Source organism: Burkholderia sp. Nafp2/4-1b (assembly GCF_003635165.1).
Lineage (GTDB): Bacteria > Pseudomonadota > Gammaproteobacteria > Burkholderiales > Burkholderiaceae > Burkholderia.
Genome location: NZ_ML058597.1, coordinates 426,780 through 441,456 on the forward strand (window position 1 = coordinate 426,780; position 14,677 = coordinate 441,456).

Here is a 14,677-nt window from a genome sequence, read left to right on the forward strand (position 1 = left end):
CCGGCCGAAAATCCATAATCAAGCATTGCGGGTCATTCGGGAGCGCTTCCATTCCGTCCATGAGCACAGGATCAATCCAACGATGAGCGGCGCATCGAAATCGCCGGCGAAGCCGGCCAGCGCGCCGCGCGCGACAGCCGCCGACGACGTCGTCGACCTCGACGCATCGAAGGCCGGCGCGGGCGATGACGAATCGTCCGGCGGCGCGTCGTCGTATCTGGTGCCGGGCCTCGAACGCGGGCTGCGGATCCTCGCCGAATTCTCCGCGCGCGAGCCGGTGCTGGGCGCGCCCGAACTGTCGAAGCGCATCGGCATCCCGCGCACGACCACCTTCCGCCTGCTGCAGACGCTCGAAGCGCTCGGCTTTCTCGAGCGTGTGAACGGCGACCGCTATTTCCGCCTAGGCGTCGGCGTGCTGCGGCTCGGCTTCGAATACCTGAACTCGCTGGAACTGACCGACCTCGGCACGCCCGTGCTCGAACGGCTGCGCGACGCGTCGGGCCTGTCGACGCACCTGCTGATCCGCGACCAGCGCGATGTGGTGTTCGTCGCGAAGGCACAGAGCAACACGTCGATGTTCGGTTCGGTGAAAGTGCACGTCGGCACGCGGCTGCCCGCGCACGCGACCGTGCACGGCCATGTGCTGATGGGCGATCTCACGCGCGACGCGCTGCGCCAGCTGTATCCGGAGAAGCGGCTCGAACAATTTACCGAGCGCACGCCGGGCACCGTCGACGAGTTGTACGAGCGCGTGCGCCATTACGCGCGGCTCGGCTATGCGGTCAGCGAGGCTGCGTTCGAGAGCGGCATTTCGGCCGTGACGGCGCCGGTGCGCGACCATTCGGGCGCGATCGTCGCGGCGATCACCGCGACGGTGCCGCGCTCGGAGATCGGCGAGGCGGGCGAGAAGGAGCGGCTCGTCGAAGCGGTGTGCGGCGCGGCGGTCGACCTGTCGCAGCGGCTGAATTACCGGCCGCTCGAAAGCGACCCGACGTTCGCCCACGCACGTCACCGTGTCGCGATGTTCTGATCCGTCGAGCGAGCCGCGTGCCGCGGCTTGACCGGTAGCCGGTCGCCAATGACCGAGTCGCCACACAAAAAGAGCAGCCCGCGGGCTGCTCTTTTCGTTTCACGCACCGGGCATGCGCGCCCGTCGCCGCTCAGAACGAGTGGTGGATGCCGGTCAGCACGATCACCTGGTTCGCGGTGCTCGACGTGCCGGCCGTGAAGAACGCGGCCTTCGCGCCACCCGAACCATGCTCATACAGCACGTTCGCATACAGCTGCGTGCGCTTCGACAACGCGTAGATGTCGCCGAGCTCGACCTGCGTCCAGCGGCGGCCGGCGAGTGTGGTCGTCGCCGCGCCGCCCGCGATCGTGTTGAACGCGCTGCTGCGGTAGTTCACGCCCGCGTCGTAGCTCTGGAACGTGTCGGAAAACCCGTTCGACTGCATCTTCACGCGCGTGTAGAGCCCGTGCACGAGGAAGTCGCCGATCTGGTACGACGCGCCCGCGCCGATGTTCTCGACCTTGTTCGCGAGATAGCCCGCCGCGGTGTTCTGCCCCTGGAACGACGTGATGCCCGTCTGGCTGATCAGGATCGAGCGGTCGTGCTCGTTCGAGTAGACGGCCGATGCCTTGAACGGCCCGTTCGCATAGTTCAGCGCCACGCCGACCGACTTGCCGGTCGAGAAGTTCGTCGTGTTGCCGAGCGCCATCGTCGCCGCGGCCGAGAAGCCGGCGAAGCTCGGCGAACGGTACTTGACCGAATTGTTGTACGGCACGTTGCCGGTGGCGGCGAGCCCGTCGATGTTGCCCGGGTGGAATGCATACCAGCTCAACGCCAGATATGCGGTGCTGAGCGGATCGAGATAGTCGAACGTCAGCGGCGTCTGGCGGCCGAGCGTCAGCGTGCCGTAGCGATCCGAGCCGAGGCCGACGTAGGCCGCCCGGTTCCACAGCGTGTTCGCGGTCGCGAGCTGGCCGTTGTTCGTATAGAAGCCGTTTTCGAGCTGGAAGATCGCCGACAGGCCGCCGCCGAGGTCTTCCTTGCCTTTCAGGCCCCACCGATCGGGCTGCGTGTTGCCCTGGATCATCGCCCACTTCGCATGGCCGCCGACGTTGTTCACGTAGGCGACGCCCGCATCCAGGCTGCCGTACAGCACCACGCTGCTCTGGGCCCATGCGCCCGATACCGATACCGCGCCCATTCCGATGATTGCTGCTGCTACCGCGTGCTTGACCATTTGATCTCCTGACTCTCCAAACCTGATGAGAAACGTGCCGTGGTGGGGCGGCGCGGAAGACGGCCAGCCGTCGCGCGTGCTTCACCACCCGGTGGGCATTCTTTGTGTTCCACATAAGGAACATCGTGCCTCTGGTGGAATGAAGTATAGAGGTCTTGGGCACGCGATCAAAAATAAATTTATCGGGCCGGATGGCGCTACGGGTAATCCGCAACAGCACATCGTTCGTCCCGAAAAAACCGCGTAAATCCCCGTAGCGAAACAAAAAATCATATCGGACAAGGGCGGCGCGGAAGACGGCCGACCCCACGGTCGGTGTTTTCCCTAGGACATGCAGCTTTTTGTTTTACTCGTGGAAGGTCGCTCCTATAATCACCATCCATAAACTGCTGTTCCGGGTATGGAACAAATCCGGAGCGAACCCAGAGTCGATCAGAAGGAAGGGTGTGAGATGTCTGAACAATGGATTTGTGCCGGTCACGCCGGCGCGCTGTCGGAAGACACGCCGATCGAGTTCAAGCGGACCGACGGCGTGGAAATCGGGATCTATCGCGTCGGCGACGAGGTGTATGCGCTCGAAAACGTGTGCCCGCATGCATACGCGCTGCTGACGCAGGGCTTCGTCGACGAAGGCACGGTCGAATGCCCGCTGCACGAAGCCGTGTTCGACATCAAGACGGGCGAATGCCTGAAGGGCCCGGGCGGGCGCGCGCTGAAGCAGTACGCGGTGCGGCTGGCCGGCGAAGAAATCCAAGTCAAGGTGGAATGACATGAAAGAAGCGACCGTCAACTTCAATCCCTTCCTCAAGCCGTGGGTGGCTCCGCAGCCGAACAACGTCGCCGGGAAGGGGCAGATCGAGATCCCGGGGCAGGTCGAGAACCAGGTGTGGCAGAACCGCAAGGCCGCGCCGACCCAGTACGAGAACGACCTCGGCGATGCGCTCGAACGCGTGTTCGAGAGCGGCGCGACCGAGCTGGACGATGTCGTCGCGGGGCTGAACCGCATCGGCTTCCGTGCGCCGGACGGCACCGCGTGGACCGCCGAGCGTTTCCGCGCCGAAATGGCCTCGCTGGCGGAATGAACGCACCGACCGCGCCGCGCGCCTGAGCGCCGACCCGACGACAACCGCATCCGGAGCACACTGATGACGTCCCCCGCACAACACGAAACCCAACACGACCCGGTCCGCGACTACCTCGACCGCGGCATCAAGAACTACTGGTATCCCGTCGCGCCGAGCTGGCAGGTGTCGAACGCGCCCGTCGGCCTCACGCGCCTGTCCGAGCAGATCGTGCTGTGGCGCGATCACGAGGGCAAAGTCCACGCGCTGGAAGATCGCTGCCCGCACCGCGGCGCGCGCCTGTCGCTCGGCTGGAACCTCGGCGGCAACATCGCCTGCTGGTATCACGGCGTCGAAATCGACGGCGGCGGCACGGTCAATCGTGTGCCGGCCGTGTCGAACTGTCCGCTCGAGGGCACGAAGTGCGTGAAGTCGTATCCGGTCGAGGAGAAGGCCGGCGCGATCTTCCTGTGGTTCGGCGACGAAGCGCACGGCGAGCCGGCGCCGCTGATTCTGCCGGAAGAACTGGTCGCCGACGAATACGCACACTTCCTGTGCGTGTCGAACTGGAAGTGCAATTACCAGTACGCGATCGACAACGTGATGGACCCGATGCACGGCGCGTATCTGCATGCGACGTCGCACTCGATGGCCGAAGGCGACAAGCAGGCCGAGATGCGCGTGCGCAAGACGGAAACGGGCCTGATGTTCGAGAAGATCGGCCAGCGCGACGTGAACTTCGACTGGGTCGAACTCGGCGAAACGGGCTGCCTGTGGATGCGCCTCGCCATTCCGTACAAGCAGAAGTTCGGCCCGGGCGGCAACTTCGGGATCATCGGCTTCGCGACGCCGGTCGACGGCGACAACTGCCAGGTTTACTTCTGGCGCACCCGCAAGGTCAGCGGCTGGCAGCGCGACGTGTGGCGCTTCATGTACCGCAACCGCCTCGAGGGCCTGCACTGGGACGTGCTCGAGCAGGACCGCTACGTCCTCGAAAGCCTCGCGCCGCATGCGCGCGATCACGAATACCTGTACCAGCACGACGTCGGTATCACGCGCGTGCGCCGGATGCTGCGCCAGCGCGCGCAGGAACACCTGTCGACGCTTGATGCGCATCGCGCGGCGCATGCCGCTTCGGAGCCCGCGAATGGCTGAATTCGCACCGGTGGTGGCGCTGCCGGGTCGCCGCGTGCTCGTCACGGGCGGCGCTCGCGGTCTCGGCGCCGCATTCGTGAAGGCGCTGGTCGCAGCGGGCGCGCAGGTCGCGTTCGGCGACGTGCTGGTGGAGGAGGGCCGCGCGCTGGCCGCGCAGCTCACGCAAGCCGGCCACACCGCGCATTTCTTCGCGCTCGACCTGACTGATCCGGCGAGCGTCGACGCGTTCGTCGCGCAGAGTGCGGCGGCGCTCGGCGGCCTCGATGCGCTGATCAACAACGCGGCGATCACGAACTCGGGCGGCAAGCTGTCGACGGAACTCGACGTGTCGACCTGGGATGCCGTGATGAACGTGAACGTGCGCGGCGTGTGGCTCGTCAGCAATGCGGCGCTGCCGCACCTCGCGCAGTCGGGGCGCGGCGCGATCGTGAACCTCGCGTCGGACACCGCGTTGTGGGGCGCGCCGAAGCTGCTCGCGTACGTCGCGAGCAAGGGCGCCGTGATCGCGATGACGCATGCGCAGGCGCGCGAGTTCGGCGCGCGCGGCGTGACGGTCAACGCGATCGCGCCGGGGCTCACCGAAGTCGAGGCGACGGCCTACGTGCCGGCGGAACGCCACGCGTTCTACATGCAGGGCCGCGCGCTCGCGCGTGCGCAGGTGCCCGAGGACGTGACGGGCCCGGTGCTGTTCCTGCTGTCGGACGGCGCGCGCTTCGTGACGGGTCAACTGCTGCCGGTGAACGGCGGCTTCGTAATGAATTGAATTGAAGTTTTCACTCGGAATGAAGGAGAGGACGATGGCGGACGCAGATCTCGAACGCAAGTCGTGGGACCAGCCGGAAGACGCAAGCTTCGGCGACTGGATGGAAGGGCGTGTCGCGCGCTATGAAACGCGGCGCTACGACTGGGACGCGCTGAAGTTCCAGGCCGACTACGACCCGAAGTACCGCCGTGCGCAGATGCGCTACGTCGGCACGGGCGGCACGGGCGTCGCGAAGGACGTCAACACGGTGCCGGCCGGCAACTTCACGTTCTCGACGATGGTGATCCCCGCCGGCAACATCGGCCCGAGCCACATCCACACCGACGTCGAGGAAATCTTCTTCGTGCTGCGCGGCAAGATGAAGGTGATCTGCGAGCGCGACGGCGAGACCTGGGAAGCGGTCCTCGGCGAGCGCGATCTGATCTCGGTGCCGCCGGGCGTGTATCGCACGGAAATCAACATCGGCGAGGAAGACGCGCTGATGTGCGTGATGCTCGGTTCGCCGAAGCCGATCACGCCGACGTATCCGCCGGATTCGCCGCTCGCGAAGATCAAGCGCTGAGACGGGGCGGAGCAAGCAATGAGTGTCATCGACAAACGTGAACGCGACCTCACCGCGGCGTTCGCCTCGCTGCTCGGGCAGTTCCCCGAACAGCGCTGCGCGGCCGGCGCGGCGGGCACGATCGGCTATCGCGAGGCCGGCGCGCAGCATGCGGGCCGCGCGCTGCCCGTCGTGCTGCTGCACGGGATCGGCTCGGGCGCCGCATCGTGGGTGCGCCAGCTCGACGCGCTCGGCGCGTCGCGACGCGTGCTCGCGTGGGACGCGCCCGGTTACGGCGTGTCGACGCCCGTGCATGGCGCGTCGCCGACGGCCGCCGATTACGCGGCGTCGCTGAACGCGTGGCTCGAGGCACTCGGCATCGAACGCTGCGTGCTGGTCGGGCATTCGCTCGGCGCGATCATCGCGGGCGGGTTGGCCCGCATGATGCCCGCGCGAATCGCCGGCCTGCTGCTGATTTCGCCCGCGGGCGGCTACGGCAGCGCGCCCGCCGAAACGCGCGATGCGCGTCGCGATGCGCGCCTCGCGATGCTCGAGGAACTCGGCCCGGCCGGGCTCGCCGAGCAGCGCAGCGACAACATGCTGTCGGGTTTCGCCAGCGAGGATGCACGTGCCTGGGTGCGCTGGAACATGGCGCGCATCGTGCCGGCCGGCTATGCGCAGGCTACCCATCTGCTCGCGAACGCCGATCTCGCATCCGATCTCGCCGGTTTCCGTGGCCGCACGGCGGTGGCGGTCGGCGCGAACGACGCGATCACGCCGCCGGCTGCATGCGAGCGCATCGCCGCGGCCGCGCACGTGGAGCTGCAGGTGATTCCGCAGGCCGGTCATGCGGGTTACGTGGAGCAGCCGGCGGTTTATTCGTCGCTGATCGACGGCTTCTGCCGTCAATGCGATCGTCAACGGGGGCTGGAATGAGCGAACCGTTGCAACAACAGGATGCGGACAACGCGAAGTCCGACGCCGGCTACGTGGTGCCGGGCCTCGAGCGCGGTCTGCGGATCCTCGCCGAATTCTCGCCGCGCGAGCCGGTGCTCGGCGCGCCGGAGTTGTCGAAGCGCCTGGGCATTCCGCGCACGACGGTGTTCCGTCTGCTGCAGACGCTCGAATCCCTCGGCTTCCTCGAGCGCGCGGACAAGGATCGCAACTACAAGCTCGGCATCGCCGTGCTGCGGCTCGGCTTCGAGTACCTGAGCTCGCTGGAGCTGACCGATCTCGGCCTGCCGGTGATCGAGAGCCTGCGCGACGCGACCGGCTTCACGACGCACATCGTGATCCGCGACGGCCGCGACGTGGTGTTCGTCGCGAAGGCGCAGAGCCAGTCGCCGGTGTTCAGCTCGATTCGTGTGAACGTCGGCACGCGGCTGCCCGCGCATGCGACGACGCACGGCCACGTGCTGATGGGCGACCTGTCGCTGAAGGAGCTGCGCGCGCTGTATCCGGAGAACACGTTGAACCGGATGACGAGCGCGACGCCGGAAACGGTCGACGCGCTGTACGAAGTGATCCGCGAGGATGCGCTGCGCGGCTACGGTGTCAGCAATTCGTCGTTCGAGCGCGGGATTTCGGTGGTCACGGCGCCGGTGCGCAACGACACGCAGCGGATCGTCGCGTGCATCACGGTGACGGTGCCGCGGCCGGAGATCGACGCGGCGCTGATCGCCGACGGCTTGTTCGACAAGGTGCAGCGCGCGGCGGCGGAACTGTCGCGGCGGCTCAATTACCGCTCGGATGACGAGCATACGTTTCTGAAGGCTTTAGGACTCCGATGATCCAGATCGACTTGACCGGGCAGGTGGCGGTGGTGACGGGCGGTTCGTCCGGCATCGGCCTCGCGACTGCCGAACGGTTCCTGCAGGCCGGCGCGTCGGTCGCGATTTGCGGCCGCGACGGCGAGCGCCTCGCACGTGCCGAAGCGCTGCTCGGCGACAAATATCCGGGTGCCCAGCTGCTCGCCGTGCGCTGCAACGTGCTCGACGAAGCCGACGTGACCGCGTTCGCGCAAGCGGTGTCCGACCGCTTCGGCCGTGCCGACATGCTCGTCAACAACGCGGGCCAGGGCCGCGTGTCGACCTTCGCCGACACGACCGACGACGCATGGCGCGAAGAGCTCGAACTGAAGTACTTCAGCATCATCCGCCCGACGCGCGCATTCCTGCCGCTGCTGCGCGACGCGGCCGCGCCGACGATCACCTGCGTGAACTCGCTGCTCGCGCTGCAGCCGGAGCCGCACATGGTCGCGACGTCGTCCGCGCGTGCGGGCGTGCTGAGCCTCGTGAAGTCGCTCGCGACCGAACTGGCGCCGCAGCGCATCCGCGTGAACTCGATCCTGATCGGCATCGTGGAGTCGGGTCAGTGGCGCCGCCGCTACGAAGCGCAGGCGCAGGCCGGCGAAAGCTGGGAGGACTGGACGGGCGCGCTCGCCCGCAAGAAGAACATTCCGCTGAACCGCTTCGGCACGCCCGACGAGGCAGCCTGGGCACTTTTTTATCTCGCAACGCATCTGTCGTCCTATACGACGGGCAGCCATATCGACGTTTCTGGAGGTTTTGCACGCCATGTCTAAAAAAACCACGGTTGGCGAGCTGATTGCCGCCTTTCTCGAGCAGTGCGACGTCAAGACCGCATTCGGTGTCATCTCGATCCACAACATGCCGATCCTCGACGCGATCAACTCGCGCGGCAACATCCGGTACGTCGGCGCGCGCGGTGAAGCGGGCGCGGTGAACATGGCCGACGGCCTGGCCCGCGTGTCGGGCGGCCTCGGCGTCGCGTTCACCAGCACCGGCACGGCGGCGGGCAACGCGGCCGGCGCGATGGTCGAAGCGCTGACGGCAGGCACCGCGCTGCTGCACATCACCGGGCAGATCGAGACGCCGTACCTCGACCAGGATCTCGCCTACATCCACGAAGCGCCGGATCAGCTGACGATGCTCGACGCGATCTCGAAGGCCGCGTTCCGCGTGCGCACGGTCGAAACCGTGCTGCCGACGATCCGCGAAGCGGTGCGCATCGCGCAGACCGCGCCGACGGGCCCCGTGTCGGTCGAGATTCCGATCGATATCCAGGCCGCCGAAATCGAATGGCCGGAAGACCTCGCACCGGCGCACGTCGCGGTGCGCGAGCACGACGACGCACGCGTCGCGAAGCTCGCCGATGCGCTGGCGGCCAAGCGCCGTCCGCTGCTGTGGCTGGGCGGCGGTGCGCGCCATGCGCGTGCGGAAGTCGAACGCCTGGTGAAGCTGGGCTTCGGCGTCGTGACGAGCGTGCAGGGCCGCGGCGTGCTGCCCGAAGATCATCCGGCGACGCTCGGCGCATTCAACGTGCATTCGGCCGTCGAGGCGTTCTACAAGACTTGCGACGCGCTCGTCGTGGTCGGCTCGCGTCTGCGCGGCAACGAGACGCTGAAGTACAAGCTGGCACTGCCGCAGCCGCTGTTCCGCGTCGACGCCGATGCGCTCGCCGACAACCGCGGCTACCGCAACGAGCTGTTCGTGCATGGCGATTCGAAGCGCGTGCTGGCCGAGCTGGCCGATCGCCTCGAAGGCCGGCTGTCGGTCGATCCGCAGTTCGCGATCGACCTCGCGGCGGCGCGTGAAGAGGCGGTCGCCAACGTGGCGGAAGGCCTGGGGCCGTACAAGAAGCTGGTGGACACGCTGCAGGGCGCGGTGGGCCGCGACTACAACTGGGTGCGCGACGTGACGATCTCGAACAGCACGTGGGGCAACCGCCTGCTGAAGATCTTCGAACCGCGCGCGGGCGTGCATGCGCTCGGCGGCGGCATCGGCCAGGGCATCCAGATGGGCATCGGTGCGGCGCTCGCGGGCGCGGCGGCGAAGACGGTCTGCCTGGTCGGCGACGGCGGCCTGATGGTCAACGTCGGCGAGCTGGTGACGGCCGTGCAGGAAAACGCGAACGTGATGATCGTGCTGATGAACGACCAGTGCTACGGCGTGATCCGCAACATCCAGGACGCGCACTACGGCGGCCGCCGCTGCTTCGTGCAACTGCATCAACCGGATTTCGCGCAGTTCTGCGCGAGCTTCGGTCTCACGCACTACCGGATCACGTCGCTCGACCAGGCGGAAGCGATCGTGCGCGAAGGCATCGCGAAGGAAGGGCCGGTGATGGTCGAAGTCGACATGCTGTCGGTCGGCTCGTTCGCATCGGCATTCGCGGGCCCGCCGGTGAAGAAGGAGGAAACGCCGGCGGAGCGCCAATATGCTTAATGGACACCACCCGGGCCGCGGACACGGGCATGCGCCCGTCGACGTCGTGATGATCGGTTTCGGCGCGATCGGCGCCGCGGTGTATCACGCTGTCGAGCACGATGCATCGTTGCGCGTCGCGCACGTGATCGTGCCCGAGCACCAGCGCGACGCGGTGCAGCGCGAGCTTGGCGGTGCGGTGGAGGTCGTGTCGTCGGTCGACGCACTGGCCCGCCGTCCCGAGTTCGCGCTCGAATGCGCGGGCCACAGCGCGCTCGTCGATCACGTCGTGCCGCTGCTGAAGGCCGGCACCGATTGCGCGGTCGCATCGATCGGCGCGCTGTCCGATCTCGCGCTGCTGGACGTGCTGTCGCGGGCCGCCGACGAAGGCGACGCGACGCTTACGCTGCTGTCCGGCGCGATCGGCGGGATCGACGCGCTGGCGTCGGCCAAGCAGGGCGGCCTCGACGAGGTGCTGTACGTCGGCCGCAAGCCGCCGCTCGGCTGGCTCGGCACGCCCGCCGAGGCACTGTGCGACCTGCACGCGATGACCGAGGAGAAGGTGATCTTCGAAGGCACCGCACGCGACGCCGCACGGCTGTACCCGAAGAACGCGAACGTCGCGGCGACGGTTGCGCTCGCGGGCCTCGGCCTCGACGCGACGCGCGTGCGCCTGATCGCCGATCCGGCCGTCGCGCGCAACGTCCACCGCATCACCGCACGTGGCGCATTCGGCGAGATGTCGCTCGAAATGAGCGGCAAGCCGTTGCCCGACAACCCGAAGACGTCCGCGTTGACCGCGTACAGCGCGATCCGCGCGCTGCGCAATCGCGCGGCCCGCTGCGTGATCTGAGCGAGCGAGCCGGACCTTCGGGCCATTGAGCGGCCGCCTGCGCTAACGCGCGTGGCGGCTGCGCTGAAGACAGATTTGTGGGACTTGTGACATGACTCCATTCGATACGAGCCTGGTACCCAACGGCGACATCCTGATCGGCGGCGAGTGGCGGCGCGGCCGCGGCGCGCCCTTTGCGAGCATCTATCCGGCCGACCAGTCGCTGAACATGGAAGTCTCGACGGCGAATGCGGAAGATGCGGCCGACGCCGTCGTGGCCGCCGACGCCGCGTGGCGTCGCGCCGACTGGGCCGGGCTCAAGCCGCACCAGCGCGCGCTGGTGCTGTACCGGATCGCCGACCTGATCATGCAGCGTCACGAAGCGCTCGCGAACCTGCAGCGCCGCGACAACGGCAAGCCGATCGGCGAGACGCGCGTGCTGGTCGCGAGCGCGGCCAACACGTTCCGCTATTTCGCGGCATGCCTCGAGACGCTCGACGAAGAGCTGACGCCGTCGCGCGGCGACTACCTGACGATGAGCGTGCACGAGCCGATCGGTGTGATCGCGGCGATCACGCCGTGGAACTCGCCGATCGCATCCGACGCGCAGAAGCTGGCGCCGGCGCTGGCCGGTGGCAACGCGGTGGTGCTCAAGCCGGCCGAAGTCACGCCGCTCGTGTCGCTCGCGCTGGCCCGGATCTGCGAGGAAGCCGGCGTGCCGAAGGGCGTGCTCAGCGTGCTGCCGGGCAAGGGCTCGGTGATCGGCGACGTGCTGGTGCGTCATCCGCTCGTGAAGAAGGTGTCGTTTACCGGCGGCACCGAAGTGGGCCGCGGCATCGCGCGCATCGCGGCGGAGAAGCTGATGCCGGTGTCGCTCGAACTCGGCGGCAAGTCGCCGACGATCGTGTTCGACGACGCCGACCTCGATCACGCGGTGAACGGCGTGCTGTACGGGATCTTCAGCTCGTCGGGCGAGGCATGCATCGCGGGCTCGCGCCTGTTCGTGCAGCGCACGGTGTACGACGCGTTCATGCAGCGGCTGGTGGCCGGCGCGCGCAAGCTGCGCGTGGGCGACCCGACGCGTCCGGACACGCAGATGGGCCCGCTGATCACCGCGAAGCATCGCGAGTCGGTGGAGCGCTACGTCGCGCTCGGGCTGGAAGAAGGCGGCCGCCTGCTGTGCGGCGGCGAGCGGCCGTCGGGCGACGGGCGCGAGGACGGCTTCTTCTATCAGCCGACGATTCTCGAAGGCTTGCCGAACAGCGCACGCATCTGCCAGGAAGAAATCTTCGGGCCGGTGCTCGTCGCGATGCCGTTCGACGACGAAGCATCGCTGCTCGCGCAGGCGAACGACAGCGTGTTCGGTCTTGCCGCCGGCATCTGGACGCGCGACTACAAGCGCGCATGGCGCACCGCGCGCGCACTCGAGGCGGGCACCGTCTGGATCAACACGTACAAGCTGTTCTCGATCTCCACGCCGTTCTCGGGCTGGAAGGAGAGCGGGATGGGCCGCGAGAAAGGGCGTCTCGGCATCCGCGAGTACATGCAGCAGAAGAGCCTCTACTGGGGCTTGAACGACGCGCCGCTGCCGTGGGCGAACTGAGCGAAGGGGAATGACGCAATGAGCATCTTGGGTATCGAGCAGATCACGTACGGTGTCGACGACCTCGCGACGTGCCGGCGCTTTTTCGCCGACTGGGGCCTGAAGGAAGTCGCGCACGACGACACGCGCGCCCGTTTCGAAACGCTGAACGGCTGCACGGTGATGGTCGTCAAGGCCGACGATCCGTCGCTGCCGCCCGCGTTCGAAGCGGGCCCGACGCTGCGTGAAGTCACGTGGGGCGTCGCGACGCGGCAGGAAGTCGACGCGCTGCGCACGAAGCTGGCCGGCCAGCCCGGCTATTACGCGCAGGACGATGCGGTCGGCTGCATCGATCCGAACGGGATGGCGATCCGGATCGAAGTCACGCGCAAGCGCGCACTCGACATCACCGGTTCGCCGTCGAACGTGTGGGGCCACACGGTGCGGGTCGACCAGCCGAGCCCGATCTATGCGCGCGCGGAGCCGGTCGAGGTCGGGCACGTGGTGTTCTTCACGAACTGCCTCGACGCGCAGGAGAAGTTCTATCACGAGCTGCTCGGCTTCGAGACGTCGGACCGCTACCCGGGCCGCGGCGCGTTCATGCGCTGCGCGCCGCACGGCGGACACCACGACCTGTTCCTGCTCGCGCTGCCGAATGGCAAGCGCGGCCTGAATCACGTCGCCTTCACCGTGCGCGACATCCACGAAGTGTTCGGCGGTGGCATGCATATCGACCGCTGCGGCTGGGAAACGCAACTCGGTCCGGGTCGTCATCCGGTGTCGTCCGCATACTTCTGGTACTTCCAGAATCCGGCCGGCGCGCTGATCGAGTACTACGCGGATGAAGACGTGCTGACGCCCGAATGGCAGCCGCGCGAATTCGAACCGGGCCCGTCCGTGTTCGCCGAATGGGCCGTCGATGGCGGCCTCGACGGCAACACGCGCCGGCAGAAGAACGCGAAGGCGCCGGAAGGCAAGTTCATGACGGAGCGCAAATCGTGAGCGAAGCAAACACGCAGGAATCGGCCGCGCCTCGCACGGTCGTCGTGATCGGCGGCGGCCAGGCCGCCGGCTGGGTGCTGAAGACGCTGCGCGCGGAAGGCTTCGCGGGCCGGCTCGTGATGATCGCCGACGAGCCGCACCTGCCGTACGAGCGTCCGCCGCTGTCGAAGGCCGTGCTGGCCGGCGACGCGGACATCGAAACCGTGCGCGTCGTGCGCCCGGACGAATTCGACGCGCTGAACATCGACGCGTGGCAGCCGGAACGCGCGGCATCGATCGACCGCGCGCGCCGTGTGGTGACGACCGAAAGCGGCCGCGAAGTCGAGTACGACCGCCTCGTGATCGCGACCGGCGGCACGTCACGCCGCTTGCCGGATGCAATCGTCAAGACCCCTAACTTGAATTACTTGCGCACGCTCGACGAAGCGGCGGCGCTCGGCGAGAAGCTGCGTGCGAGCCAACGTGTGCTGGTGATCGGCGGCGGCTGGATCGGCCTCGAAGTCGCGGCGACCGCGCGCAAGCTCGGCGTCGAAGCGGTCGTCGTCGAAGGCGCGCCGCGGCTGTGCGGCCGTTCGGTGCCGCAGATCGTGTCGGACTTCCTGCTCTACCTGCATCGCGCGAACGGTGTCGACGTGCGGCTCGGCGCGGCGCTCGCGTCGCTCGATGCACAGCCGGACAACACATCGAAGGTGCGTGCGACGCTCGCCGACGGCACGACGATCGACGCCGATTTCGCGGTGGCCGGCATCGGCCTCGCGCTGAACGCGACGCTCGCGACCGACGCAGGCCTGGCGATCGACGACGGCATCGTCGTCGACGAATTCGGCGCGACCAGCGACCCCGCGATCTTTGCGTGCGGCGACGTCGCGAACCATCACAACGGCTGGCTGAAGCGGCGCGTGCGGCTCGAATCGTGGGCGAACGCGCAGAACCAGGCGATCGCGGCCGCGAAGGCGGTGCTTGGCGTGCGTGCGCCGTACGCGGAGATTCCGTGGTTCTGGTCCGATCAGTACGACGTGAACCTGCAGATCCTCGGCGATCTGCCGGCCGATGCACAGGTCGTCGTGCGCGGCGATCTCGCCGCGCGCCGTGCGACGCTGTTTTTCTTGGGCGATGGGCATGTGAGAGGTGTCATCGCCATCAACAACGCACGCGAGCTGAAGCTCGCGCGCAAGTGGATGAACCAGGGCCGGGCAGTCGATACGGAAGCCCTGGCGGACACGACCAAAGCGCTTGCCTGACCGGACGAACCGGCACACAGATCCAGGA

The 14,677-nt window shown here is 67.5% G+C and carries 15 protein-coding genes; 14 read left to right on the forward strand and 1 reads right to left on the reverse strand.

Features of this window, described 5'->3' with window-relative positions:
• Nucleotides 1-82: 82 nt before the first annotated feature.
• Nucleotides 83-1,030, forward strand: coding sequence for an IclR family transcriptional regulator (locus C7H84_RS02035; RefSeq protein ID WP_121857171.1), 948 nt, complete (start codon nt 83-85; stop codon nt 1,028-1,030).
• A gap of 130 nt (nt 1,031-1,160) precedes the next feature.
• Here C7H84_RS02035 and C7H84_RS02040 read toward each other — a convergent pair whose 3' ends face one another.
• Entirely contained in the window at nt 1,161-2,246 is a 1,086-nt protein-coding gene (locus C7H84_RS02040; RefSeq protein ID WP_121857172.1) for a porin, read from the reverse strand.
• A 451-nt stretch (nt 2,247-2,697) separates the two neighbouring features.
• Between C7H84_RS02040 and C7H84_RS02045 the strand changes: the two genes are divergently transcribed.
• The 13 genes from C7H84_RS02045 (at nt 2,698) to C7H84_RS02105 (ending at nt 14,649) form a co-directional block, all read left to right on the forward strand.
• Nucleotides 2,698-3,015 carry a non-heme iron oxygenase ferredoxin subunit gene (locus C7H84_RS02045; RefSeq protein ID WP_121857173.1) on the forward strand — a complete coding sequence of 106 codons (318 nt, stop codon included), beginning with the start codon at nt 2,698-2,700 and terminating at the stop codon, nt 3,013-3,015.
• 1 nt (nt 3,016) lies between these two features.
• Nucleotides 3,017-3,328: a recombinase-like helix-turn-helix domain-containing protein gene (locus C7H84_RS02050; RefSeq protein ID WP_121857174.1), complete on the forward strand. Its 312-nt coding sequence runs from the start codon at nt 3,017-3,019 to the stop codon at nt 3,326-3,328.
• A gap of 63 nt (nt 3,329-3,391) precedes the next feature.
• Nucleotides 3,392-4,462: an aromatic ring-hydroxylating dioxygenase subunit alpha gene (locus tag C7H84_RS02055; RefSeq protein WP_121857175.1), complete on the forward strand. Its 1,071-nt coding sequence runs from the start codon at nt 3,392-3,394 to the stop codon at nt 4,460-4,462.
• A complete protein-coding gene (locus tag C7H84_RS02060) occupies nt 4,455-5,225 on the forward strand; it encodes an SDR family oxidoreductase (protein WP_121857883.1) in 771 nt (256 codons plus the stop codon). The genes C7H84_RS02055 and C7H84_RS02060 overlap by 8 nt, the downstream gene beginning before the upstream one ends.
• 34 nt (nt 5,226-5,259) lie before the next feature.
• Nucleotides 5,260-5,787 (forward strand): cupin domain-containing protein, encoded by a 528-nt coding sequence (locus C7H84_RS02065; protein WP_121857176.1) that lies wholly within the window; start codon nt 5,260-5,262, stop codon nt 5,785-5,787.
• 18 nt (nt 5,788-5,805) lie between these two features.
• On the forward strand, nt 5,806-6,702 hold the full coding sequence (locus C7H84_RS02070) for an alpha/beta fold hydrolase (protein WP_121857177.1): 897 nt from the start codon (nt 5,806-5,808) through the stop codon (nt 6,700-6,702).
• Nucleotides 6,699-7,556: an IclR family transcriptional regulator gene (locus C7H84_RS02075; protein ID WP_121857178.1), complete on the forward strand. Its 858-nt coding sequence runs from the start codon at nt 6,699-6,701 to the stop codon at nt 7,554-7,556. The genes C7H84_RS02070 and C7H84_RS02075 overlap by 4 nt, the downstream gene beginning before the upstream one ends.
• Complete coding sequence (locus C7H84_RS02080; protein ID WP_121857179.1) at nt 7,553-8,350, forward strand: SDR family oxidoreductase; 798 nt, start codon at nt 7,553-7,555, stop codon at nt 8,348-8,350. Before C7H84_RS02075 ends, C7H84_RS02080 begins: the two co-directional genes overlap by 4 nt.
• Nucleotides 8,343-10,013 (forward strand): thiamine pyrophosphate-binding protein, encoded by a 1,671-nt coding sequence (locus C7H84_RS02085; protein ID WP_121857180.1) that lies wholly within the window; start codon nt 8,343-8,345, stop codon nt 10,011-10,013. Before C7H84_RS02080 ends, C7H84_RS02085 begins: the two co-directional genes overlap by 8 nt.
• On the forward strand, nt 10,006-10,845 hold the full coding sequence (locus C7H84_RS02090) for an aspartate dehydrogenase (RefSeq protein WP_121857181.1): 840 nt from the start codon (nt 10,006-10,008) through the stop codon (nt 10,843-10,845). The genes C7H84_RS02085 and C7H84_RS02090 overlap by 8 nt, the downstream gene beginning before the upstream one ends.
• Before the next feature lie 91 nt (nt 10,846-10,936).
• A complete protein-coding gene (locus C7H84_RS02095) occupies nt 10,937-12,427 on the forward strand; it encodes an aldehyde dehydrogenase (RefSeq protein ID WP_121857182.1) in 1,491 nt (496 codons plus the stop codon).
• Between the two features lie 18 nt (nt 12,428-12,445).
• Complete coding sequence (locus C7H84_RS02100) at nt 12,446-13,408, forward strand: VOC family protein (RefSeq protein ID WP_121857183.1); 963 nt, start codon at nt 12,446-12,448, stop codon at nt 13,406-13,408.
• Nucleotides 13,405-14,649 (forward strand): FAD-dependent oxidoreductase, encoded by a 1,245-nt coding sequence (locus C7H84_RS02105; protein ID WP_121857184.1) that lies wholly within the window; start codon nt 13,405-13,407, stop codon nt 14,647-14,649. The genes C7H84_RS02100 and C7H84_RS02105 overlap by 4 nt, the downstream gene beginning before the upstream one ends.
• Nucleotides 14,650-14,677 lie beyond the last annotated feature (28 nt).

Coding starts and splice junctions, on each gene's coding strand:
- C7H84_RS02035 (WP_121857171.1), top strand. CDS start 83: ATGAGCGGCGCATCGAAATCGCCGGCGAAGCCGGCCAGCGCGCCGCGC.
- C7H84_RS02040 (WP_121857172.1), bottom strand. CDS start 2,246: ATGGTCAAGCACGCGGTAGCAGCAGCAATCATCGGAATGGGCGCGGTA.
- C7H84_RS02045 (WP_121857173.1), top strand. CDS start 2,698: ATGTCTGAACAATGGATTTGTGCCGGTCACGCCGGCGCGCTGTCGGAA.
- C7H84_RS02050 (WP_121857174.1), top strand. CDS start 3,017: ATGAAAGAAGCGACCGTCAACTTCAATCCCTTCCTCAAGCCGTGGGTG.
- C7H84_RS02055 (WP_121857175.1), top strand. CDS start 3,392: ATGACGTCCCCCGCACAACACGAAACCCAACACGACCCGGTCCGCGAC.
- C7H84_RS02060 (WP_121857883.1), top strand. CDS start 4,455: ATGGCTGAATTCGCACCGGTGGTGGCGCTGCCGGGTCGCCGCGTGCTC.
- C7H84_RS02065 (WP_121857176.1), top strand. CDS start 5,260: ATGGCGGACGCAGATCTCGAACGCAAGTCGTGGGACCAGCCGGAAGAC.
- C7H84_RS02070 (WP_121857177.1), top strand. CDS start 5,806: ATGAGTGTCATCGACAAACGTGAACGCGACCTCACCGCGGCGTTCGCC.
- C7H84_RS02075 (WP_121857178.1), top strand. CDS start 6,699: ATGAGCGAACCGTTGCAACAACAGGATGCGGACAACGCGAAGTCCGAC.
- C7H84_RS02080 (WP_121857179.1), top strand. CDS start 7,553: ATGATCCAGATCGACTTGACCGGGCAGGTGGCGGTGGTGACGGGCGGT.
- C7H84_RS02085 (WP_121857180.1), top strand. CDS start 8,343: ATGTCTAAAAAAACCACGGTTGGCGAGCTGATTGCCGCCTTTCTCGAG.
- C7H84_RS02090 (WP_121857181.1), top strand. CDS start 10,006: ATGCTTAATGGACACCACCCGGGCCGCGGACACGGGCATGCGCCCGTC.
- C7H84_RS02095 (WP_121857182.1), top strand. CDS start 10,937: ATGACTCCATTCGATACGAGCCTGGTACCCAACGGCGACATCCTGATC.
- C7H84_RS02100 (WP_121857183.1), top strand. CDS start 12,446: ATGAGCATCTTGGGTATCGAGCAGATCACGTACGGTGTCGACGACCTC.